The following is a 21,197-nucleotide window of genomic DNA, read 5'->3' as shown; positions in this document are numbered from 1 at the left end:
AGGCATGAGACGGATCTGGGCGCTGTGGATCATCGGGCTCCTCGCGACGGCCGGGTGCGGGAACGCCGGCGGCGCCGGCGGGCCCGGTGGTGACGACCCCGAGCGGCTGCGGCAGCAGGCCCGGGAGCACCTCGCGCGGTACGACCGGGCGGTCCAGGACGCCGGAGGGCAGCAGCGCTTCGTCCCGGTCGGCGACCTGACCGGCCAGCTCGGGAACTGGGAGGCCGGCCGGGAGCAGAACAAGGCCGCGCTCCTCGCCGGGCTCCTCGTGCCCGCCGGGCCGCTGCCCGCGCCGCCGCAGGCGACCGGCACGGTCACCTGGGACGGCGGCGCCCCGCTCGACGTGCCGCTCGTCGGGGCCCAGGAGGCGCTGCAGGCGATGACCCGGTACGACTGCGGCGGCTGCGAGCCGCTGACCGTCACCGGCGCGCGGCTCGCCACGGCGACGATCGGCACCACGCGCGGGCCGGCGACGGTGCCGGCGTGGGAGTACACCCTGCGGGACACCGCCGTGCGGGTGACCCGGCCCGCCGTGGCCGCCTCGGCGGCCGTCACGGTCACGCCGCCGTCGTGGGACCCCTACCACGCACCCGGCGGCCTGCCGATCAGCTCGGCGACCGTCGACCCGGCCGGGACCCGGCTCACCGTCGCGTTCGTGGGCAGCCGCGGGCCGGCCAGCGAGCCGTGCGGGGCGGACTACACGGGCGAGGTCGTCGAGTCCGGCAACGCCGTGATCGTCATCATCGTGACCCACCCGCACGCGGGGGACGAGGCGTGCACCGCGATGGGGTACCCGCGCGAGCTGAGCGTCGACCTGGCCGCCCCGCTCGGCGAGCGGGCGCTGCTCGACATCCAGCAGGGGCTGCCGATCGCCGTCACCAGGACGTGAGCGCCGCCTCGGCCCGCGCGACGGCCGCCGCGTACTGCAGCTCCCGGGCCCGGCGCAGCGCCTCCTCGGCGAGCGCCCGGTCGCCGAGCGCGAGCGCCCGCACCCGCCGCAGGTCGGGCTCGGCGAACCCGCTCTGCCCCGGCAGGCCCCGCTCCAGCGCGGCCCCGGCGACGGCGGCGGCCTCCTCGGCGCGGCCGAGGGCCAGGCAGGCGTCGGCGTGCAGGGCCTGCAGCCGGCCGAACCGCAGGATCGTGTCGCCGAGGTGCTCCCGGGCGGCGTCGATGCGCGCCAGGCCCGCCGGGTCGCCGGAGCGGACCTCGGCCCAGCCCAGGACGATCCCGGCGAGGCTCTGGTACTCCCGGTGGCCGCCCCGCTCGGCGGTGGCGAGCGTGGCCCGGGCCGCCTCCAGCGTCGCCGCCGCGTCGTAGCGGTCGGCGGCGACGACGGCCGCGTAGTTGGCGACGTACATGTCGAGGAACGGATCGCCGACCCGGGCCGCCCGCTCCCGGGCCGCGCGCAGGTGCCGGTCGGCGGCGTCGAAGTCGCCGAGCAGGTTCGCCGCGATCGCGGCCGGGGCGAACGCGCCGATCACCGGGTCCCAGTTCACGATCGGGAACACCGGCAGGTCGCCGGCCGGCAGCGCGGCGAGCGCGGCGTCGAAGCACTTGTTGGCCCGGACCAGGTCGAGCTCGCTGGCCGCGGCGGCGCCCTCGTGGACCTCGGCGACGAGCGCGGCCCACGGGTCGGTGCTGCCGCCGGCGGCCGCCGAGCGCGCCACCTCGACGCCGCGGGCGGTGTTCCCGGCGGCGGTCTGGAAGGAGGCGTACCCCCACAGCGCCGGCAGCACGTCGAGGACGGGACGCCCCCGCAGTCGCAGCAGGAGCGGTTCCATGGCGGCGTACTGCGCGGTGACCACGGGCGCCAGGTAGCCGTCGGTGGCCTGGTGCATGTAGGCGAGCCGGATCCGCAGGTCGAGCTCGGCGGCGTCGCGCTTCTCGTTGGCCGGGGCCCGGTGCACCATGCCCAGCGCCTCCTCCAGCATCGCGGAGGCCTGCTCGTGCGCGGTCCGGTCGTACGCCTCCCGGGCCGCGTCGGCGAGCGCGGGCACCACGTCGTACGGCGACAGCACCGGCAGCGCCGCCCGCAGGTGGGTGGCCAGGTCGGCCGCGGTGGCCAGGCCGGTGTCGCGCAGCGCCTGGGCGGCCCGCGCGTGCAGGCGGGCGCGGCGCAGCGGCCCCTGGTCGAGGTACGCCGTCTGCCGCACGAGGTCGTGGGAGAAGCGCAGCAGGCCCGGGTCGTCGGTGGCGGTGAGCACGCCGGACACGACGGCGGTGTCGAGGGTGTCGAACAGCGCCAGCTCGTCGATCTGCACGACCTCGCGCAGCACCGGCACCGACACGTCGCGCCCGAGCACCGAGGCGACCGCGACCACGGCGTTGACCTGGCCGGGCAGCTTGGCGAGCCGGCGCCGGACGACCTCCTGGACCCGCACCGGCACGTGCTCGGGCTCCAGGGTGTGCTCGGCGACGAGGACCCGCAGCAGCTCGACGACGAAGAACGGGTTGCCGCCGGTCCGGTCGACCAGCATGGCGACGGTCTCGGCCGGCACCTCGTCGCCGGTGACGGCGCGCGCGAGCGTGGCCACGCCCTGCGCGTCGAGGCCGTGCAGCGGCAGGCGTACCGCCGAGGCGTCGGCCAGCAGCTCGCCGAGCGCGCCGGCGAGGGGTGCGTCGGGGGCCAGCTCGGCCTCGCGGTACCCGACGGCGAGCAGCACCCGGCTGCGCCGCAGCGCCTTGGCGAACATCGTCAGCAGCACGGTCGACGGCGCGTCGAGCCAGTGCGCGTCGTCGACGACGAGCACGAGCGGGGCCTGCCGGGAACCGGCCGCCGCGAGCCGGCACAGGCCGTCGACGATGCCCTGGTACAGCCGGGAACGGGCGAGGTCGGGGTCGGCGAGGCGCTCGGCGGCCGGCAGCGGCAACGTCTCGCTCAGGGTCGGGTCCAGGACCGCGGGCAGGTTCCCGTACGGCGCGAACGCCGCGGCCAGCTCCGCCTTCGCGCCGGACTCGGCGATCCCGCGCAGGATCTGCGCCCAGGGCAGGAACACCGGCGGCGCCTCCCCGTCGACGCCGGTGCCGGTGCCGACGTGGCCGGTCGCCCGCGCGGTGAGCTCCCGCAGCAGGGCGGACTTGCCGATGCCCGGGCTGCCGGAGACGAGCAGCAGGCGCCCGCGCCCGCCGGCGGCCTCGGCGAGCAACCGGTCGACGGTGCGCAGCTCGGCGTCGCGCCCGACGAGCCCGCCGTCGTCGGGCTCGCCGGGCTCCTGCTGGGGTTGCGGCTGCGGTGCCGGCGCCGTCACGGCCGGCGCCTTCGCCTGCGCGGTGAGGTGCGGCGCCTGGCGGAGGACGTCCTGCTCCAGCTGCTGCAGCGCCGGGCCCGGCTCGATGCCGAGCTCGTCGATCAGCCCGGCCCGGGCCCGCGCGTAGGCGGCGAGGGCGTCGGCCTGCCGCCCGCCCCGGTACAGCGCGAGCATGAGCTGCGCCCACACCCGCTCCCGGTAGGGGGCCTCGGCCAGCTCGGCCTCGCTGAGGTACACGACCTCGGCCTCCCGTCCGAGCGCGAGCAGCGCCTCGGAGCGCTCCTCGACCGCGGTGAGCCGCAGCTCGTGCAGGCGCCCGCGCTCGGCCCGCGCGAAGTGGGAGTCGCCGAGCTCGGGCAGCGGGTCGCTGCGCCAGAGCTTGAGCGCGGCCTCGAGGGTCCGCAGCGCCGCGTGGGGGTCGCCGCCCTCCCGCGCCTCCTCGACGGCGGCGGCGAAGCGGGCCGCGTCGACCGCCTCGGCGGGGACGTTGAGCTGGTACCCCGGCGCCCGGCTGACCAGGACGTTGGACTTGTCGCGCGCGCTGCGCCCGGGTTCGAGCGCGCGCCGCAGCCGCGACACGTAGGCCTGCAGCGAGGCGATCGCCCGCTCGGGCGGCTCGTCGGCCCACAGCTCGTCGATGAGCCGCTGCACCGAGACGGTGCGCCCGGGCTGGAGCGCGAGCATGGCGAGGACGGCACGCTGCTTCGGCGTGCCGGTGTCGACCGGCCCGTCGGCGTTCTCGACCTCGAGCGGGCCCAGGATCCGGAACTGCAGGATGTCCCCCTTTGCCCCCGCTCCGAACCCAGAGCCTACCGGCCGCGATCCCGGCCGGTTGAGGACCTGAACGGCCACCGCGACTCATCCGGTCGGCGGGCAACCCGACCCACCTGGCCGACGCCCGTCCGACCGGATTTGCCGCAAATGTGCCCGCTACGCGCAGGTGTTCAGCATCGACTGCAGGGCGGTCTTCTCGGACGACTGCAGCGTCAGGCCCCAGTAGTACTTGACGGCGATCCACATCCGCGCGTACGTGCAGCGGTACGACGCGAGCGGGGGCTGCCAGGTCGACGGGTCCTGGTCGCCCTTGGACTGGTTGACGTTGTCGGTGACGGCGATGAGCTGCGGGCGGGTCAGGTCGTTGGCGAAGCTCTGCCGCTTCGCCGTCGTCCACGAGCTGGCGCCCGAGCGCCACGCCTCGGCGAGGGGCACCACGTGGTCGATGTCCACGTCGGACGCGGCGGTCCAGGTCGCGCCGTCGTAGGGCGAGTACCAGCGGCCGGACGTCGCCGCGCACGCACTGTCGGTGACGACCGAGGAGCCGTCACGCTTGAGGACGGTCTCGCGCGTGTTGCACGAGCCGCTGATCGTGATCCAGTGCGGGAACAGGTCCCGGGAGTAGCCGCTCGTGGAGCCCTGCGTGGCCACGGTCAGGGCGTTGAGGTAGCTCTGGGCGGTGGACTTCGACGGGATGCCGGGCGGGGTCGCGCCGGCGGGGACGGCGAACGTGAAGGTGGCGAGCACCGCCGCCAGGCAGGCGACGATCCAGCGGTACGGTCGTGACATCACTGCTCCTTGATGAACATCGAGGACCGTCAGTGTCTATCGCGATCGTTCGGCCGTGAACATCCCGGCGGCGTCCTGCACCGCACATGATGATGAACTCTGGGTACCGCGCTTCCTCAGCTCCGTGTCGAAATCGGCCCGGCCCGTTCGACGCATGGGTGAAGGCACCGAGACGAGGGAGAGACCATGTCGTTCCAGGCGTACCTCGACGCGATCGAGACCAAGACCGGGCGCACCCCGCGGGAGCTGCTCGCCGACGCGGCCGGGAAGGGGTTCGAGGGGCCCGGCGTCAAGGCCGGTGACGTGATCGCGTGGCTCAAGGAGGACTACGGGCTCGGGCGGGGGCACGCGATGGCCCTCGTGCACGTGATCAAGCACGGGCCGAGGATCTCGTCCAAGCACGTCGGGAGCACCGGGGCGCACCAGGACGAGAGCGACACCCTCTGGCTCGACGGCAAGGGAACCCGGCCGGGAGCCGCCGCGTCCAAGACCGCATGAGACGAATCGCCGCGCTCGCGGGGGCCCTCCTGGCCCTGACCGGCTGCGCGCAGGCACGAGGCGACGAGACCGCGCAGCGGTCGCCGTGGGGGACCACCTACACGGCGACCGCCGTCACCGAGCAGGGCGCGCCGAAGCGCCTGGCCGACGGGACGACCATCGAGCTGCGGTTCACCACCGACGGCCGGCTCATCGCCCGGGCCGGCTGCAACCAGCTGAGCGGGCGGGCCCGCATCGACCAGCGGCAACTCCGCGTCGACGACCTCGCGACCACCGAGATGGGCTGCGACCCGGCCCGCCACGAGCAGGACCGCTGGCTGGCGGCGTTCCTGGAGGGCGGGCCGGGCTGGCGCCTCGACGGCGACCGGCTCACCCTCGACGGCGACGGCACCACGGTCGACCTGGTCGCCGCGGCGAACCGCCCGCTCACCGGCGTCCGCTGGGTCGTCGACACGCTGGTCGAGGGCGACGTCGCCGGCTCGGTGCCGGCCGGCGCGGAGGCGTGGCTGACCTTCGGCACCGACGGCAAGGTGAGCGGGAACGGCGGGTGCAACCAGTTCGGCGGCTCCTACACCGCCAAGGGGTCCACGATCACCTTCACGGGCCTGGCCTCGACCGCGATGGGCTGCCTCGACGATCGGGCGTCGTTGGAGTCGGCGGTCCTGCAGGTGCTGCGCGGCGAGGTCCGCTGGACGATCGACGGCGACCACCTCAGCCTGACCGCGCCCGGCGGGACGGGACTGCGCCTACGCGCGGCCTGAGCGCCAGTCGCGCAGCACGGCCTCGACGTCGAGGGGGCGCAGCACGGTCGGCGGCCCCTCGATCAGCCCCCGCCTGGCGCGCTCGATCCGGTCGTTGAGCTCGGCGACGGCGCAGCGCACGCGCTCCTCGGTGCGGTACTTGCGCAGCGTCGACGGGAAGTCCTCGACCTCGCGCCGCAGCCGCAGCGTCGGGGGAACGCCGCCGGCCAGGTCCTCCCGGTGGGCGAGGGACTTCAGCCACCAGTCCTCGTCGTAGAGCTCACCGTGGTCGGGCAGCGGCTTCCCGGCGCCGGGCAGGTTGTCGAACTGACCCTGCTCCTGCGCCTCGCGGATCAGCTTGTCGATGTGCGACTCGTACCAGCTGGTCATCGTCAGCCCATGGTACCCGCGGGGAGGATGATCGGAGTGTGGAGCAACTCCGGCGGTACGGCTATCCGGCCCTGTTCGTGCTGGTCCTGCTGGAGGGCGTCGGCATACCGACCCCGGCGGTCAGCGCGATCGTGGCCGCCGCCGTCCTGGCCGGCGAGGGCCACTTCAGCCTGCCGCTCGTGGTCGCGGTGACGCTGGTCGCGGCGGTGGCCGGCGACAACCTGGGGTACCTGATCGGCCGCCGGGCCGGCCGGCCGGCGATCCTGCGCTGGGGCCGCCGGGTCGGCCTGACCGAGGCCCGGTTCGCCAGGGCCGAGCGGTTCATCGCCGAGCGGGGGCTCAACGTGGTGTTCATCGCGCGGTTCATCGACGGGCTGCGCCAGACCAACGGCCTGATCGCCGGCGCCGTCGCCCTGCCCTGGCGCGCCTACGTCACCCGCGACGCGATCGGCGGCGTGGCCTGGACGGCCGTATGGGTGACCATCGGCGCCGTGACCGGCGGCAACCTCGGCCGGATCCGCCACTGGCTGACCCACGACGAGCTCCGCTTCGCCCTCGCGGCGGCGGTGGTCGCCGGCATCGCCCTGTGGTGGTACCTCCGCCGGCGCCGCCGGCCTAGCGGAACAGGAGGTTCACCCCGAGGGTGAGCAGCACGGACAGGACCACCGAGACCAGGATCATCAGCAGGCAGCCCAGCCCGCCGCCCAGCGGCCGGATGTCGACGTTGCCGAAGCGCATCCACCAAGTGTCGCTCAGGAGGCGAGCCGCCGGCGGCACCCGGCAGGGTCACGGCGCCGTCGGCGTCCACGCGTCCAGGGGGTAGCCGTACGACAGGTCGGCGTGGCCCGAGGAGAGGACGTCCTCCCGCCAGTACCGTCCACATCGGACGCAGCGGTGCACCGCCTGCCCCCAGGCGAGCTCCTCGACGAGCTCCAGCAGGGGGCGGGCCCGCGACCAGGCGCCGGTCAGGCGGAACGCCTCCCACCGCTCCCGCGGCGGGCGGAAGCGCTCGTGGCGGCACTCGCAGGTGACCGGCGGCGGGAGGTACGACTCCCGCCTGGCCCAGGCGAGGACCCGCGCGGTCTTGCGGCGGGACTTCCAGCCGCGCGAGGAGCCCTCGTGCCGGGCGGCCAGCGCCACGCCGTCGACCCCGGGGTGGACCAGGGCGCACGCGAGCGCGTCGTGGGCGTGGTACGGGCGGCCGCCGTCGTAGGCGTGCTCGGCCGCCGCCCGCACCGCCTCCGCCGGATACCCGCCCTGCGCGGCCAGGGCCAACCGGGCCAGCTTGGTGACCCGGCCCGGGAACAGCCCGGGCGCGACCGGGTCGCCGGGCGCCCCGAGCGCGAAGGACCGCACGGCGGGCGCCACCCGGGCGGGCACCGGCGGCACCGCACCGTCCGGCAGGAACCGCTGCCGGAGAAAACCCAGCAGCTCCTGTACCGCCGGGTCGTAGCCGAGCGCCGAGCGCAGCAGCGGCAGCAGGGCGGGGCCGGCCGCCGTCCCGGCCAGCAGCAGCCGCTCCACCGGCAGCCCGGGCAGCACCGCCCACGCGGCCACCGGATCCGCGACGTCGAACACCCGAAAGTCGCAGGCGCGCGGTTCGAGGGCCAGCAGCTGCCGCTCGACGGCACCGTCGATCATCACCACGGTCGGCACGGTGCCCAGCGTAAAGTGTGAGCCCATGACCGGCGGGGCGGATTTCGCGAAGCTGCGGCGCACCTCCGCCGCGGCCGATGCCGTCCGCGCCATCCAGGAGATGATCGTCGACGGCCGGCTCGTGCCCGGCCAGCGCCTGCCGCCCGAGCGGGAGCTCAGCGAGCTGCTCGGGATCAGCCGCCCGACGCTGCGCGAGACGATCCGCTCGCTGGTGAGCATGAACATCCTGGAGAGCCGCCACGGCGCCGGCACGTTCGTCGCCTCCCTCGACACCGCCGCGCTGCTGGAGCCGTTGCAGTTCGTGATGGCGCTCAACGAGCGGACCATCGACGAGCTGTTCGAGGCTCGGCTGGTGCTGGAGCCGGCCCTCGCCGCCCTCGCCGCCGAGCGGGCCGGCCCCGAGCAGGTCGCGGCGCTGCGGGCCGCGCTCGACGACGCCGACCCCCTGGTGGCCGACGTCCGCCTCCACGCCCTGCTCGCCGAGACGGCCGGCAACGCGCTGCTGGCGGCGATGCTGCAGACCCTGGCGACGCTCGGCCGGTCCAGCCGGGCCCGCACCGCGCAGCGGCCCGGCGTGCTGGACCACACCGCGGCCGACCACGCGGCGATCGTCGCCGCCGTCGCGGCCGGCGACCCGGCCGCGGCCCGGGCGGCGATGGCGTCCCACCTGACCCGGATCGCCCGGGCCGCCCGCCTTTCGAACACCGTTCACATTTCCGGGGACGCCCCGTAGCGTGTCGGCGTGATCGCACGCGGCACGGTGGCCCTCTCGTATTTCCTGTTCATCCTCGTGGGCCTCGGCGCCGGCGTGAACGGCGTGGTCCTGCTGCCGCAGCTGCAGGACTACGGCGTCGACCGCACCCTGTTCGGCCTGGTCTTCTTCGCCGGCTCGGCCGGGTTCGTCGCGGCCGGCGCGGTCACCGGCCCGGTCGTGCACCGCTGGGGCTGCCGGGCCGCGCTGCTGCTCGGCGTCGCCAGCTACGTGCTCGGCGGGCTGTACATCGCGACCCGCCCGTCGTTCGCCGCGTTCGTCCTGGTCCAGCTGCTCGCCGGGTTCGGCACCGGCCTGCTGGAGTCGGTGCTCAACGCCTACGTCGCCGCGCTGCCCGAGGCGACCGGCCGGCTCAACCGGCTGCACGCGTTCTTCGGCGCCGGCGCCCTGCTCGGGCCGCTGCTGGCCACCTGGATGCTGCGGTTCACCACGTGGCCGATCGTGTTCCTGGCCCTCGCCGGGGTGGCCGTGCCGCTCGGCCTGGCCGTCGCCGCGCTGTTCCCGCGCCGGGCCGCCGACCCCGCCGCCGCGGTGAGCGAGGAGCACGCCGGGCGGCGGCTGCTCGGGCCGGCCCTGCGCAGCCGGGTCGTGCTGCTCGGCTCGCTGCTGCTCACGGTGTACGTCGGGCTGGAGATCGGCGTCGGGAACTGGGCCTTCAGCTACCTGGTCGAGGCGCGGTCGGTGACGCAGACGGCGGCCGGCGCGACGGTCAGCCTGTACTGGCTCGGCCTGACCCTGGGCCGGTTCCTGCTCGGCTCGGCGGCCACGCGCGCCGGGCTGACGGCGGCCGGCCTGATGTACACCTGCCTCGCCGGCATCACCGTCGCCACCGCGCTGACCTGGGTGCTGCCCGGGGCGGTGCCGCTCGCGGCGGGCTTCGCCCTGCTCGGGTTCTTCCTCGGCCCGGTGTTCCCGACCGCGATGGTCGTCGTCCCGCCGCTGGCCGGCCCGGGCCTGGCGCCGACCGCGATCGGCGTCATGAACGCCGGCTCCGTCGTCGGCGGCGCCGCGCTGCCCTGGCTCGCCGGTGCGGTGACCCAGGGGTACGGCGCCTGGACCCTCATGCCGTTCGCGCTCGTGCTGGCGGTCGCGCAGCTCGCCGTGTGGTGGCCGGTCGCGGCCGGGTCGCCGCTGCGGACCCGGCCGCGGCAGGATGAGCTAAGCCGCGCGTAGCTCCTCGAGCAGCGTGGGGCGCTCGGGAGCCCAGCCGAGCGAGCGGGCCTTCGCGCCGGACGCCTGCTGGTCGAGCAGCAGCGCGTCGGCGAACAGCGGGCCGAACCGCTCGCGGGACGCCTCCACCGGCTCGGCGACGACGCCCTCGGGCCCGGCGGCCGCCTCGGCGATCTCGCGCACGGTCGGGCTGGCCCCGGACACCGCCAGGAGCCGGCCCAGCGCCTCGCCGCGGGTGACGACGAGCGCGTACAGCGCGGCGGCGTCGTCGACGTGGATCGTGGTCCAGTGCTGGCCGCCGTCGCCGACCAGGCGGATCCGGCCGGCCTCGTCGCGGCCGGGCAGCAGCGCGCCGGCCGGGATGCCGCCGCCGTGGCCGTAGACGATGCCGGGCGTGACGATCGTCGCCGTGAGGTCGGCGTCGAGCACCGACGCCTCGACCGGCAGGCGCCATTGCGTCAGCGCCGGCGGCCGCAGCTCGGAGTTCTCGGCGATGTCGGCGTTGTCGCCGTAGAGCCACACACCGCTGGTGTGGACGTACGGCTTGCCGGTCCCGCCGAGGGCCTGCGTGGCCGCCGCGACGACGGCCCGGTCGAGGCGCTCGGTGTCGGGGCCGCCGGTCGCGGCGAGGTGCACGACGGCGTCGGCGGCGGCGAACCGCTCGGCCGTCCACGCCACGTCGAAGGCGTCGCCGACGGCCGCGTCGGCGCCGTGCTTGCGCACCTTCCCGGCCGCTTCCTCGGTCCGCACGAGGGCGGTGACGTCATGCCCGGTCGCGGCGAGCCGCCGCACCAGCGCGGAACCGATGTACCCGGTCCCGCCGGTCAACACGATCTGCATGCGCCCGACGCTAGAGCGGCCGGCCGGGTGGCGTCTCGTGATACTGATCGCGACGACCGCCGGGAATATTCACGGCACTGTGCACCGGGGGCACCGGTCCGGGTCCCCGCCGGGCGGCGCTCGTCGGCCTTCGCCGAATGTGGTTACCCCTCCCCGCCGTGGGCAGTGCACGGCGATGACCTACCGCATGGATCGAAAGATGCTCGGAGCGGCGGCGCTCGCCGCGGCGGGGGCCGGGGCCGGGGTGGCGCTCGCCCGGTCGCTGCGGGAGGACGCCCCCGCGGTGGCTGAGCACGCGTGGACGGTCCGCGCGGCCCGCCCGGCCGGCGAGGCCGCCGAGGCGACCGCCACGTTCGTCGGCACCGCGACCGTCCTGCTGCGCCTCGGCGCGTTCACGCTGCTCACCGACCCGAACTTCCTGCACCTGGGGCAGCGGGCCTACCTGGGGTACGGGCTGTGGAGCAAGCGGCGCACCGAGCCGGCCCTGTCGATCGACGAGCTGCCGCCCCTCGACGGGGTCGTGCTGTCGCACCTGCACGGCGACCACTTCGACCGGGTCGCCCGCCGGGGCCTGCCGCGGGACCTGCCCGTGCTCACCACCCGGCCGGCCGCCCGGCGGCTGCGGACGTGGCGCTTCGGCGAGGCGGTCGGCCTGACCGACTGGCAGAGCGCTGAGTTCTCGGCCCCCGGTGAGACGCTGCGGGTGACCGCGGTCCCGGCCCGGCACGGCCCGCCCGGGGTGCACCTGCTCATGCCGGTGACGATGGGGAGCATCATCGACTGGCAGCGCGCCGACGGCCGGCGGCTGCGGCTGTACGTCAGCGGCGACACGCGCTACCGCCAGCGGGTCCTGCGCGAGATCCCGGAGCGCTACGGCGACATCGACGCGGCCCTGCTCCACCTCGGCGGCACCCGCATCCTCGGCGCGCTGGTCACGATGAACGCCCGCGACGGGGTGGCCCTGTCCCGCCTGCTCCAGCCGCGCCGCATCGTGCCGATCCACTACGACGACTACCCGGTCTTCCAGGAGCCGCTGTCGACCTTCCTGCGGATGGCCGAGGTGTCCGGCCTGGCCGACGCGGTGCGTCCGGTGATCCGCGGCCAGACGGTCGACCTCACGGCCTGAGCGGCGGCACCCGCCGCCCCGCCGCCACGCCCGTCACCGTGGTGGGGTGCCCCGCGGCGGTCAGCTGTTGAACACGCTGGCGAAGAACTCCCCGAATCCGTTGGCGATGTCGAGCAGGCCGCCGCCGATCGACGAGACGATGTTCGCCGCCGACTGCGGACGGTACGCAACGAAGAACACCAGGAACGCGAGGCCACCCCATCTGAGGATCTTCTTGACCATTCTGCTGCCTTCCTCCCTCCGGCCCGTGCGCATTCAGGGTAGTCGTTGAACTACAGGTAGTGAAGACGACCCATGCATGGTGCACTGACGATCGCAGCACACTGAGCCGTCATTCACGACGGTTCACTCACCGCTCCGTACAGGTCGCGAGAACCGATCGGCCGGATCTGCGGCCGGGGAGCGATCCGTATATTGGCCTCGTGGACGTGCGAGGGTACCGGCTCGGGGTCGACTTCGGTACCTCGAACACCGTGGCGATGCTGGCGTGGCCGGACGGGCACGTGCGCCCGCTGCTGTTCGACGGGTCGCCGACGCTGCCGTCGTCGGTGTACGACGACCCCGGCAACGGCCTGCTCGTCGGGCGCGACGCGGTGCACGCGGCGCGGATCAGCCCGGAGCGCTTCGAGCCCAACCCCAAGCGGCGCATCGACGAGCCCGCCGTGCTGCTCGGCGAGCGGGAGATCCCGACCGCCGACCTGTTCGCCGCCGTGCTCGCCCGGGTCGCCGGCGAGGCCCGGCGGGTGTCCGGCGGGCAGCTCGGCCCGGTCACCGTCACCTGCCCGGCCGCGTGGGCGCAGACCCGCCGCCGGGTGCTGCTCGCCGCGGCCGAGCGGGCCGGGCTCGGCGCCGTGACGCTGGTGCCGGAGCCGGTCGCCGCCGCGCATGTCTTCTGGTCGATGGTGGGCGACGCGGCCCCGCCCGGCTCGGCCTTCCTCGTCTACGACCTGGGCGCCGGCACCTTCGACGCCTCGGTGGTCCGCCACGGCGCGGGGGCGTTCACGGTACTGGCGACAGAAGGCCTCAGCACCAGCGGCGGCCTCGACATCGACGCGGCGATCGTCGGTTACCTCGGCGCCGCGCACGCCGGCAAGGACCCGGCCGCCTGGAACCGGCTCGTCCACCCGTCCACCAGCACCGAGCGGCGGGCCAGCCGGATGCTGTGGGACGACGTCCGCGCGGCGAAGGAGATGCTGTCCCGCACCGCGGCGACGATGATCCACCTTCCGGCGTACGACACCGACGTCCCGCTCGGCCGCGACCAGTTCGAGCAGCTCGCCCGCCCGATCCTGACCGCCACCGTGACCGCCTCCCGGGCCGCGCTCGCCACCGCGGGCCTGGCCCCGGCCGACGTCGCGGGCGTGTTCCTGGTGGGCGGCGGCAGCCGGATCCCGCTCGTCGCGACGCTGCTGCACCAGGCGCTGGGCGTCGCCCCGACGGTGGTCGAGCAGCCGGAGCTGGTCGTCGCCCAGGGCGCGGTGGGCGCCACGACGCTGTCCGGCCCGTCCCCGGCCGGCCCGCCGCCGGTGCCGGTGCCGCCGTCGTCCGCCCCGCCGTCCTACGCTGCACCCACCTCGGCGCCGCCGTCCTACGCCCCGCCCACCTCGGCGCCGCCGTCCTACGCTCAGCCGGCGTCAGCCGCGCCGTCGGTCTCGCCGGCCTCGGCCCCGCCGTCCCCCGCGAGCGCCTCGGCGGCCGTCCCGCCGCCGCCCGCGCGGGCCTCGGCCTCGGTGTCCGACGTGCCGTATCCCATGTCGGCCGTCCCCGCCTCGCCCGGCCCGGCGAACGCCCCCGTCTCCCCCGGCTTCGTGGCCGCCCCGGTGACCTCGTACCCGGCGCCGCCGCCCGGCACCTACCAGCCGCCCGCGCCGCCGCGGCCGCCCGCCACCCCGTTCGCCACCCCGTTCGCCCCGCCCGCCGGTCCCCCGCCGGTCCCGCCCGCCGGCCCCCCGCACGCGGCGCCCGCCGAGCCCGGCGGCGGGAAGCGGACCGTGCACCCCGCCCTGCTCGTGGTCGTGGCGGTCGTGGTGCTCGCGGTCGTGGGCGGCGGCATCTACGGCGCCCTGCGCCTGTTCGGCAACGACGACACCGGCGGCAACGGCGGCGGCGGTGACGGCGGTTCGTCGCAGGTCACCGCCGACGTCGAGCACGCCGACACCAACTGGACGAGCAACGCCGAGGAGTACGTGAACCACCCGGGCAAGAAGATCGCCTACAACTGCCCGGCGGACGGCACGATCATCACGGTCTACGGCTCCGGCCCGTACACCACCGACTCCTCGGTCTGCACCGCCGCGGTCCACGCCGGCCGGATCACGCTCGCGGACGGCGGCCGGGTGGTCATCGAGATCCGCGAGGGCCCGTCGTCGTACGAGGGCTCCACCCAGCACGACATCGCGACCACGGCGTGGGACGACGCCTACCCCTGGGCGTTCGACTTCGTCGGCTGAGCCCGGCCGAGCCCGGCCGAGCCCGGCCGAGCCAGGGATGAGCCAGGGCTGAGCCCGGTGCAGCCCGGCTCAGCCGGGCGCGTCAGGGCCGTGGGGCATGCCGAGAGCATTTGACACGACGCCGGGGCGGCCTTTACCTTTCTCCGCAACTGTTAATCAGTTTTCCTATTAGTGGCGGAGGAGCGGGCCGTGACCGTCGGAGGCTCCTCCAAGCTGCTCAAGGCGCTCAACGAGGCCGCCGCGCTCGGCTTCCTGCTCGACCGGGGCCGCCTGACCCGGGCCGAGCTCAAGCAGCTCACCGGCCTGTCCAAGCCGACCGTCTCGGAGGCCGTCCGCCGGCTGGCCGAGGCCGGGCTGGTCGTCGTCGCCGGCGAGGAGACCGGCCGCCCGGGGCCCAACGCCGAGGTCTACGCGGTCAACGCCGACGCCGCCTACGCCGTCGCCGTCTCGGTGCGGGACACCGCCGGCAGCGGCGCCCCGTCGGTCACCGCGGCCCTGCACGACCTGCGCGGCGAGCGGCGCAGCCGGCTCGCCCGGCCGGTCGACTTCACCTCGACCGACCCGGTCGCGGCGGTCGGCGAGACGATCGACGCACTGTGCGCCGCCGCGGATGTGGGCCGCGGGCCGGTCGCGCACGTGCAGCTCGCGGTCGCCGGCGCCTTCGACCGCCGCGACCGGGTCATCCACCACGTCGACGTGCCCGGCTGGAGCCGCCCCGGGCTGGTCGACGACCTCGAGCACGCCACGCGGGCCCGGGTCGAGATCGACAACGACGTCAACCTGGCGGCCCTCGCGGAGCGGGCGCACGGCGCCGCCCGCGGTGCCGGCGCGTTCGCGCTGCTGTGGCTCGGCGCCGGCGGCCTCGGCCTGGCGATCGACCTCGGCGGCGGCCGGCTGCTGCGCGGCGCCCGCGGCGGCGCGGGCGAGGTCGGGTACATCCCGATGGGCGCCGGCGACTTCCACGCGCTCGTCGGCCCCGAGGCGGTGGCCGCGCTCGCGGCCGAGCACGGGCCCGGCAGCGCCGCCTACCTCGACGCGCTCGCCGAGCGGATCACGCCCGGCCTGGCCGCCGTGGTGGCAATCCTCGACCCGCCGCTGGTGGTGCTCGGCGGCGAGACCGGCCGGGCCGGCGGCGCACCCCTCGCCGAGGCGGTCGCCAAGGCCATGTCGCACGCCGCGCCCCTGGAGACGGCGGTCGCGGCCAGCACGGTCGACGACGACGCGCCGCTGCTCGGCGCGGCCGACGCGGCGGTCCTCGCGGTGCGCGAGACGCTACTAGAGTCGACGCGCTCGCAGTGAAACAACGACAGGAGTCACAGGGTTGAAGATCGCGGTGGTGGGCGGCGGCTCCACCTACACGCCCGAGCTGATCGACGGCTTCGCGCGGCTGGCGCCGTTCGCGTCGGAGATCGTGCTGCTGGACCCGGCGGCCGAGCGGCTCGCCGTCGTCGGCGCGTTCGCGCAGCGGCTGCTGCGCACGCACGGCAGCGCGGCCACGCTGCGCTGGACGTCCGATGTGGACGACGCCCTCGCCGGCGCGGCCACGGTCGTGATCCAGCTGCGGGTCGGCGGGCAGGCGGCGCGCATCAGCGACGAGACGTTCCCGCTCGGGTGCGGCTGCGTGGGCCAGGAGACGACGGGCGCGGGCGGCTTCGCCAAGGCCCTGCGCACGGTGCCGGTGGTGCTCGACATCGCCCGCCGGGCCGACCCGGGCGCGTGGATCGTCAACTTCACCAACCCGGTCGGCATCGTCACCCGCGCGCTGCTCGACCACGGTCACCGCGCGGCCGGGCTGTGCAACGTGGCGATCGGCTTCCAGCGGCGCTTCGCCGCGCAGCTCGGCGTCGACCCGCAGGCGGTGACCCTCGACCACGTCGGCCTCAACCACCTCACCTGGGAGCGGGCGGCCTACGTGGACGGCGTCGACCGGCTGCCGGAGCTGCTGGCGGCGCACCGGGACGAGATCGCCGCCGAGGTTCAGCTCCCGCCCGCCGTCCTGACGTCGCTCGGCAACGTGCCGTCGTACTACCTGCGGTACTTCTACTGCCACGACGAGGTCGTCCGGGAGGAGCTCGGGCAGCCCACCCGCGGGGAGCGCGTGGCCGAGATCGAGCGGCAGCTGCTCACGATGTACCGCGACCCGGCCCTCACCACCAAGCCCGAGCTGCTCGGCCAGCGGGGCGGCGCGTTCTACTCGGAGGCGGCGGTCGGGCTCATCGCGTCGCTGCACCAGGACGACGGCGGCGTCCACGCCGTCAACGTCCGCAACGAGGGCACGTTCCCGTTCCTGGCCGACGACGCGGTCATCGAGGTCACCTGCCGGGTCGGCGCCGACGGCGCGCGGCCGGTGCCGGCCCCGCCGCTGCGTCCGGAGCTGGCCGGGCTAATCGCCGGGGTGTCGGCGTACGAGGAGCTGGCCGTCGACGCCGCCGTCCACGGCGGCCGCGACCGGGTCTACCGGGCGCTGCTGGCCCACCCGCTGGTCGGCCAGCACGACACCGCGAGCCGCCTCACCGACGAGCTGCTCGCCGCCAACCGCGACCATCTCGCGTGGCTGTCGTGACCGCGGTGCTCTACGCCGCCGCCGACGGGGGCAACTCGAAGACCGACGTGGTGCTCGGCGACACCGACGGGCGGATCCTGTCCCGGGTCACCGGCCCGACCACCTCGCCGCACGCGGTCGGCCTGCCCGCCGCCCTGGCCCAGCTCGCCGAGCTCGTCGGCAAGGCCCGCGCCGTGGCGCCGGACCGGCCGCTCGCGCAGCTGTCGGTGTACGTGGCCGGCGCCGACCTGCCGGTCGAGGTCGAGCGGCTCAACGCCGAGGTCGGCGCCCTCGGCCTGGCCGAGCGGGTGACCGTCGACAACGACCTGTTCGCCCTGCTGCGGGCCGGCACCGCCGAGCCCGACGCGGTCGGCGTGGTGTGCGGCGCCGGCATCAACGCCGTGGGCCGCCGCGCCGACGGCGCCACCTCCCGCTTCCCGGCCCTGGGCCAGCTCACCGGCGACTGGGGCGGCGGCCAGCACCTGGCCGCGCTCGCCCTCTACCACGCGGCGCGCGACGAGGACGGCCGCGGCCCGGCGACCGCGCTCACCGACGCCGTGCGGCTCCACTTCGGACGGTCCACGGTGGAGGACGTGAGCATCGCCCTGCACCTGGGCGAGCTGCCCGCCGGCCGGCTCGACGAGCTGTCCCAGGTCCTGTTCACGGTGGCCGCGGCCGGCGACCCGGTCGCCTCCCGGGTGGTGCGCCGCCAGGCCGACGAGATCGAGGCCCTGGTCCGCGTCGCCGCCGGCCGCCTCGGCCTGCTGGACCAGCGCTACACCGTCGTGCTCGGCGGCGGCGTGCTCACCGCCCGCCACCCCCAGCTCCACGACGACGTGGCGGCGCGCGTCGGCGCGCTCTCCCCGCACGCGGCGCTGACGGTGCTCGACGCCCCGCCGGTGGCGGGCGCGGCCCTGCTCGCCCTCGACGCCCTCCACGGCGCCCCCTGCCCGCCCGGCCTGGAGGCCGCCGTCCGCCGCGGAATTCCACTATAGTGGAGACATGGACGTCGAGGCGCTCGGCGGGCGGGTGCGGGCGGAGCGGAGGCGGCGGGGGCTGACCCTCGACGCGCTCGCCGGCGCGAGCGGGGTCAGTCGCAGCATGCTGTCGGAGATCGAGCGGGGCGGGCGAATGCCGACGGTGCTCGTGCTCGACCGGATCGCGACCGGGCTCGGCACGAGCATCGCCCGGCTGATGCAGGACGAGCGGCCGGTGGGCACCACCGTGCTGCGCCACCACGAGCAGGAGGTGGCCCGCGACCCGGCGGGCTGGGAGCGGCGGGTGCTGAGCCCGGTGCTGCCCGGCGTCGAGTTCGAGTTCATGCGCACGACGCTCGGCGCCCACGTCGACGCCGGGGTCTTCCTGCCGCACGGTGCGGGCTCCCTGGAGTACATCGGAATCGAACGCGGCACGCTGCGCCTCACCCTCGACGACGAGCCCCTCGAGCTGCACGCCGGCGACAGCGCCAGTTACGCCGGCGACCGCCGCCATGCCTTCGCCAACCCCGGGAGCGAACCGTGCGTCTACTACCTGGCGATGCGGCTCTGAGCCGCCGCGTCGCGGACCTCGTCCACGGCTACCTCGCGGACCTGCCCGCCGGTCCCGTCTGGCGCCCGCCGCACTTCGCCGCGTCGGCGGTGCCGCTGGAGGGCACGCCGGCGGACGCCGTCCTCGACGAGATCGCCGAGCGGGTCATGCCGCACCCGTTCGGCAACGGGCACCCGCGCTTCTTCGCCTGGGTCAACTCCCCGCCGCACCCGCTCGGCGTGGCCGCCGACGCGATCGCCGCGGCGATGAACCCGAGCGTGGCCGGCGGCGACCACGCCGCTGTGCACGTCGAGCGGGAGGTGGTGCGCTGGTTCGCCGAGCTGGCCGGCTTCCCGCCCGGGGCCGGCGGGCTGCTGGTGAGCGGCGGCTCCACGGCCACGCTCACGGCGCTCGCGGTGGCCCGGCACCGGGCCGCCGCCCGGACCGGGATCGACGTGCGGGCGCGCGGGCTGCAGGGACACGACCGGCCGTTCGTGCTGTACCTCGGCACCGAGGGGCACGGCTCCGCCCGCAAGGCCGCCGAGCTGCTCGGCCTGGGCTCCGACCACGTCCGGCTCTTCGACGACGTGGCGGCGCTCGACCACATGCTGGCCGCCTCCGGACGGGACATCCCGGTCGCGGTCATGGCCACGGCCGGCACCGTCAACACCGGCGCGATCGACGACCTCGCCGCCGTCGCCGGCGTGTGCGCGGCGCACGGCGTCTGGCTGCACGTCGACGCCTCGTACGGCGGCCCGGCCGTGCTCCTCCTCGACCGCTTCGCCGCCGCGCGGGCCGGCCTGTCCCGGGCCGACAGCATCTCGCTCGACCCGCACAAGTGGCTCTACGCGCCGGTCGACGCCGGCCTGGTCCTGCTGCGCGACCCGTCCCTGGCCCGCGACGCGTTCAGCCTCGTCCCGCCGTACCTGCGCGCGGACGGCGACCCGTGGTTCAGCGAGTACGGCTTCGAGCAGACCCGCCCGTTCCGCGCCCTCAAGGTCTGGGCGCTGCTCAAGCACCTGGGCGTGGCCGGCTACCGCGCGCTCGTCGAGCACGACCTGGCGGTGGCCGCCCACCTCGCGTCCGCGGTGGACCGCGCCGACGACCTGGAGCTGCTGGCCCACGGCCTGAGCGTGGTGTGCTTCCGGGTGGCCGGCTCCGACGAGCTCAACCGGCAGGTCCTCGCCACGGTCCAGGCGTCCGGCCGCGCCTACCTGGCCGGGACCACGGTGGACGGCGCGTTCGCCCTGCGCGCCTGCGTCGTCAACCCCGGCACGACCACCGCCGACGCCGACGCGCTGCTCACCGAGGTGCGGGCCGCAGCGCCACACTGACAACCCCTCCCGATCGCGCTGCACCGGGAGACGGACGCGGCTTCCGGCTCCGGCTCACCGGCGTCGGCGACCACCGGCAACTGCACACCCTGCTGGCCGGGCTGCTCATCGGGCCCGAACGCGGCGTGCCCATCCGAGAACTCACGCTCGACGCAGCAGTCGTCTCGGTCTTGGTCGATCAAGCGGCGCAGCGCATCAGTTCGTCGACTGCGATGCGCGCGGATGACGGGCAGCCCTTCGTAAAACCGTAGAAGGGGCCGAAGTCGCGGGTGGAGGCGAAGCCGATCACGTAGAGACCCGCCAGCGATGTTTCGAAGCCCTCGGTCAGGTCGGGGAAACCATCTGTCGTCCTCACCTGGTGCGAGACGCTGCGCAGGTAGGGGATGCGAGACAGGTCGGTCTTGTAGCCGCATGCGAAGATCACATGGTCCGCGATCAGCGTTGTCTGATCGGAGAGCCGAAGTCGCACATCTTCATCACCGGGCGTCACGTCGATGACCGCGCAGTGGGGATGGCTGGTGACAACCTCCGTGGCGAGGCGTGGGACGAGCCAGGGCTCGAGGGTGAAGCGGCCGACTCGCCAGAATTCGCCGGCGATCCGCCGTTGTTCCTCCGCGGAGAGTCGGCGCCACCATCCTCGCTGTGCCAGCGTTTGATCGATGTATGGGTCCACGAAGGACCAGCTGACCTTGGCGAACTCCGGAATGGGATGGCGATGCACCACGTGCACCTGCTCGGCGCGCCGGTCGCACAGCAGCGCTGCCCACTCGTAGGCGCTCTGCCGCCCTCCGACAATGGCGACACGGGCGGCGGCGAGATCCTCGAAGGTGACAAGCTCGCTGGTATGTGATCGGAGTGTCGGCGGCACGTCCTCGTGCCAGTGCGGGAGGTTGGCGAAGTAGCACATGCCCGGGACGGCAATAACCTTCTCCGCTGTGATCGTCGAGCCGTCGTCCAGGTGTGCGAGAAAGCTCCCGCTCGGTTTTGTGAGGTCGGTGACCATCCGTTCGTCGACTTCGAACGACGTGCGCTGACGGAACCACTCCGCGTAGTCGATGAAGACAGCGATCGGAATTGGGTCGAAGTCCTCGGGCCGCATCCCTCGGTCCTCGAAGAAGGCCCTGAAGGTGTAGTTGCCGCCGGCGTCGAGGTGCCAGTCGGGTCCTGAGCGCAAGAACATGTCAGCCGGCATCTGCTCACGCCAGAAGGCCATCGAATGGCCGACGATGTGCGTGTCGATTCCGTTGTCACGAGCAAAGGCAGCGGCCGAGTACGCGTACGGTCCCGCACCGATCACCAGGAGTTCTGTCCGCTTCGGCATAGTGCCTCCCGAACAGTCGG

At 75.1% G+C, this 21,197-nt stretch carries 21 protein-coding genes; 13 read left to right on the top strand and 8 right to left on the bottom strand.

The genetic code is table 11. The features are described 5' to 3' along the window. The first annotated feature begins 4 nt into the window (after positions 1 to 4). Positions 5 to 889, top strand: coding sequence for a hypothetical protein (locus IEZ31_RS14040; protein WP_190250245.1), 885 nt, complete (start codon positions 5 to 7; stop codon positions 887 to 889). Here the strand turns inward: IEZ31_RS14040 and IEZ31_RS14035 are convergent. Next, the gene (locus IEZ31_RS14035) at positions 876 to 4,100 is read right to left on the bottom strand and encodes an ATP-binding protein (protein WP_190250244.1); all 3,225 of its coding nucleotides are present in this window, start codon (positions 4,098 to 4,100) and stop codon (positions 876 to 878) included. The genes IEZ31_RS14040 and IEZ31_RS14035 overlap by 14 nt on opposite strands. A 78-nt stretch (positions 4,101 to 4,178) precedes the next feature. Then, positions 4,179 to 4,811 (bottom strand): HNH endonuclease family protein, encoded by a 633-nt coding sequence (locus IEZ31_RS14030; protein ID WP_190250243.1) that lies wholly within the window; start codon positions 4,809 to 4,811, stop codon positions 4,179 to 4,181. Between the two features lie 186 nt (positions 4,812 to 4,997). Between IEZ31_RS14030 and IEZ31_RS14025 the strand changes: the two genes are divergently transcribed. Further along, positions 4,998 to 5,309: a DUF4287 domain-containing protein gene (locus tag IEZ31_RS14025; protein WP_190250242.1), complete on the top strand. Its 312-nt coding sequence runs from the start codon at positions 4,998 to 5,000 to the stop codon at positions 5,307 to 5,309. Then, positions 5,306 to 6,070: an META domain-containing protein gene (locus IEZ31_RS14020; protein ID WP_190250241.1), complete on the top strand. Its 765-nt coding sequence runs from the start codon at positions 5,306 to 5,308 to the stop codon at positions 6,068 to 6,070. Before IEZ31_RS14025 ends, IEZ31_RS14020 begins: the two co-directional genes overlap by 4 nt. Here the strand turns inward: IEZ31_RS14020 and IEZ31_RS14015 are convergent. After that, complete coding sequence (locus IEZ31_RS14015) at positions 6,056 to 6,439, bottom strand: DnaJ family domain-containing protein (RefSeq protein ID WP_190250240.1); 384 nt, start codon at positions 6,437 to 6,439, stop codon at positions 6,056 to 6,058. The two genes, IEZ31_RS14020 and IEZ31_RS14015, sit on opposite strands and share 15 nt — an antisense overlap. Before the next feature lie 38 nt (positions 6,440 to 6,477). Between IEZ31_RS14015 and IEZ31_RS14010 the strand changes: the two genes are divergently transcribed. Then, on the top strand, positions 6,478 to 7,086 hold the full coding sequence (locus IEZ31_RS14010) for a DedA family protein (protein ID WP_190250239.1): 609 nt from the start codon (positions 6,478 to 6,480) through the stop codon (positions 7,084 to 7,086). On the opposite strand, the gene IEZ31_RS58185 is transcribed toward IEZ31_RS14010, so the two are convergent. Continuing rightward, entirely contained in the window at positions 7,055 to 7,177 is a 123-nt protein-coding gene (locus tag IEZ31_RS58185) for a hypothetical protein (protein WP_268241668.1), read from the bottom strand. The two genes, IEZ31_RS14010 and IEZ31_RS58185, sit on opposite strands and share 32 nt — an antisense overlap. A 48-nt stretch (positions 7,178 to 7,225) precedes the next feature. Further along, positions 7,226 to 8,095 carry a hypothetical protein gene (locus IEZ31_RS14005; RefSeq protein WP_190250238.1) on the bottom strand — a complete coding sequence of 290 codons (870 nt, stop codon included), beginning with the start codon at positions 8,093 to 8,095 and terminating at the stop codon, positions 7,226 to 7,228. Positions 8,096 to 8,120: 25 nt separating this feature from the next. On the opposite strand from IEZ31_RS14005, the gene IEZ31_RS14000 reads away from it, so the two are divergent. Both IEZ31_RS14000 and IEZ31_RS13995 read left to right on the top strand, forming a co-directional pair. Then, a complete protein-coding gene (locus IEZ31_RS14000; RefSeq protein ID WP_190250237.1) occupies positions 8,121 to 8,828 on the top strand; it encodes a FadR/GntR family transcriptional regulator in 708 nt (235 codons plus the stop codon). Positions 8,829 to 8,837: 9 nt separating this feature from the next. Beyond that, on the top strand, positions 8,838 to 10,040 hold the full coding sequence (locus IEZ31_RS13995; RefSeq protein WP_190250236.1) for an MFS transporter: 1,203 nt from the start codon (positions 8,838 to 8,840) through the stop codon (positions 10,038 to 10,040). On the opposite strand, the gene IEZ31_RS13990 is transcribed toward IEZ31_RS13995, so the two are convergent. Further along, a complete protein-coding gene (locus IEZ31_RS13990) occupies positions 10,026 to 10,877 on the bottom strand; it encodes an NAD-dependent epimerase/dehydratase family protein (RefSeq protein WP_190250235.1) in 852 nt (283 codons plus the stop codon). The genes IEZ31_RS13995 and IEZ31_RS13990 overlap by 15 nt on opposite strands. 187 nt (positions 10,878 to 11,064) lie before the next feature. Here IEZ31_RS13990 and IEZ31_RS13985 point away from each other — a divergent pair, with 187 nt between their 5' ends. Then, complete coding sequence (locus tag IEZ31_RS13985; RefSeq protein WP_229834949.1) at positions 11,065 to 12,003, top strand: MBL fold metallo-hydrolase; 939 nt, start codon at positions 11,065 to 11,067, stop codon at positions 12,001 to 12,003. A gap of 60 nt (positions 12,004 to 12,063) precedes the next feature. Here IEZ31_RS13985 and IEZ31_RS13980 read toward each other — a convergent pair whose 3' ends face one another. Further along, entirely contained in the window at positions 12,064 to 12,225 is a 162-nt protein-coding gene (locus tag IEZ31_RS13980) for a hypothetical protein (protein ID WP_190250234.1), read from the bottom strand. A 200-nt stretch (positions 12,226 to 12,425) separates the two neighbouring features. On the opposite strand from IEZ31_RS13980, the gene IEZ31_RS13975 reads away from it, so the two are divergent. The 6 genes from IEZ31_RS13975 (at position 12,426) to IEZ31_RS13950 (ending at position 19,856) form a co-directional block, all read left to right on the top strand. After that, entirely contained in the window at positions 12,426 to 14,453 is a 2,028-nt protein-coding gene (locus tag IEZ31_RS13975; RefSeq protein ID WP_190250233.1) for an Hsp70 family protein, read from the top strand. Positions 14,454 to 14,642: 189 nt separating this feature from the next. After that, positions 14,643 to 15,752 (top strand): ROK family transcriptional regulator, encoded by a 1,110-nt coding sequence (locus tag IEZ31_RS13970; RefSeq protein ID WP_190250232.1) that lies wholly within the window; start codon positions 14,643 to 14,645, stop codon positions 15,750 to 15,752. A gap of 22 nt (positions 15,753 to 15,774) precedes the next feature. Beyond that, on the top strand, positions 15,775 to 17,016 hold the full coding sequence (locus IEZ31_RS13965; RefSeq protein WP_190250231.1) for a 6-phospho-beta-glucosidase: 1,242 nt from the start codon (positions 15,775 to 15,777) through the stop codon (positions 17,014 to 17,016). Beyond that, on the top strand, positions 17,004 to 17,990 hold the full coding sequence (locus tag IEZ31_RS13960; RefSeq protein ID WP_229834947.1) for an N-acetylglucosamine kinase: 987 nt from the start codon (positions 17,004 to 17,006) through the stop codon (positions 17,988 to 17,990). The genes IEZ31_RS13965 and IEZ31_RS13960 overlap by 13 nt, the downstream gene beginning before the upstream one ends. Before the next feature lie 7 nt (positions 17,991 to 17,997). Then, positions 17,998 to 18,543 (top strand): helix-turn-helix domain-containing protein, encoded by a 546-nt coding sequence (locus IEZ31_RS13955; protein ID WP_190250230.1) that lies wholly within the window; start codon positions 17,998 to 18,000, stop codon positions 18,541 to 18,543. After that, a complete protein-coding gene (locus IEZ31_RS13950) occupies positions 18,513 to 19,856 on the top strand; it encodes a pyridoxal phosphate-dependent decarboxylase family protein (protein WP_229834945.1) in 1,344 nt (447 codons plus the stop codon). The genes IEZ31_RS13955 and IEZ31_RS13950 overlap by 31 nt, the downstream gene beginning before the upstream one ends. 178 nt (positions 19,857 to 20,034) lie before the next feature. Here the strand turns inward: IEZ31_RS13950 and IEZ31_RS13945 are convergent, their stop codons facing one another. Continuing rightward, positions 20,035 to 21,177, bottom strand: a complete 1,143-nt coding sequence (locus IEZ31_RS13945; RefSeq protein ID WP_190250229.1) for an NAD(P)-binding domain-containing protein — start codon at positions 21,175 to 21,177, stop codon at positions 20,035 to 20,037. Positions 21,178 to 21,197 lie beyond the last annotated feature (20 nt).

This window comes from Dactylosporangium sucinum (assembly GCF_014647515.1).
GTDB classification, from domain to species: domain Bacteria; phylum Actinomycetota; class Actinomycetes; order Mycobacteriales; family Micromonosporaceae; genus Dactylosporangium; species Dactylosporangium sucinum.
The sequence above is the reverse complement of the archived record's forward strand: the minus strand, read 5'-3'. Positions and strand labels throughout refer to the sequence as shown.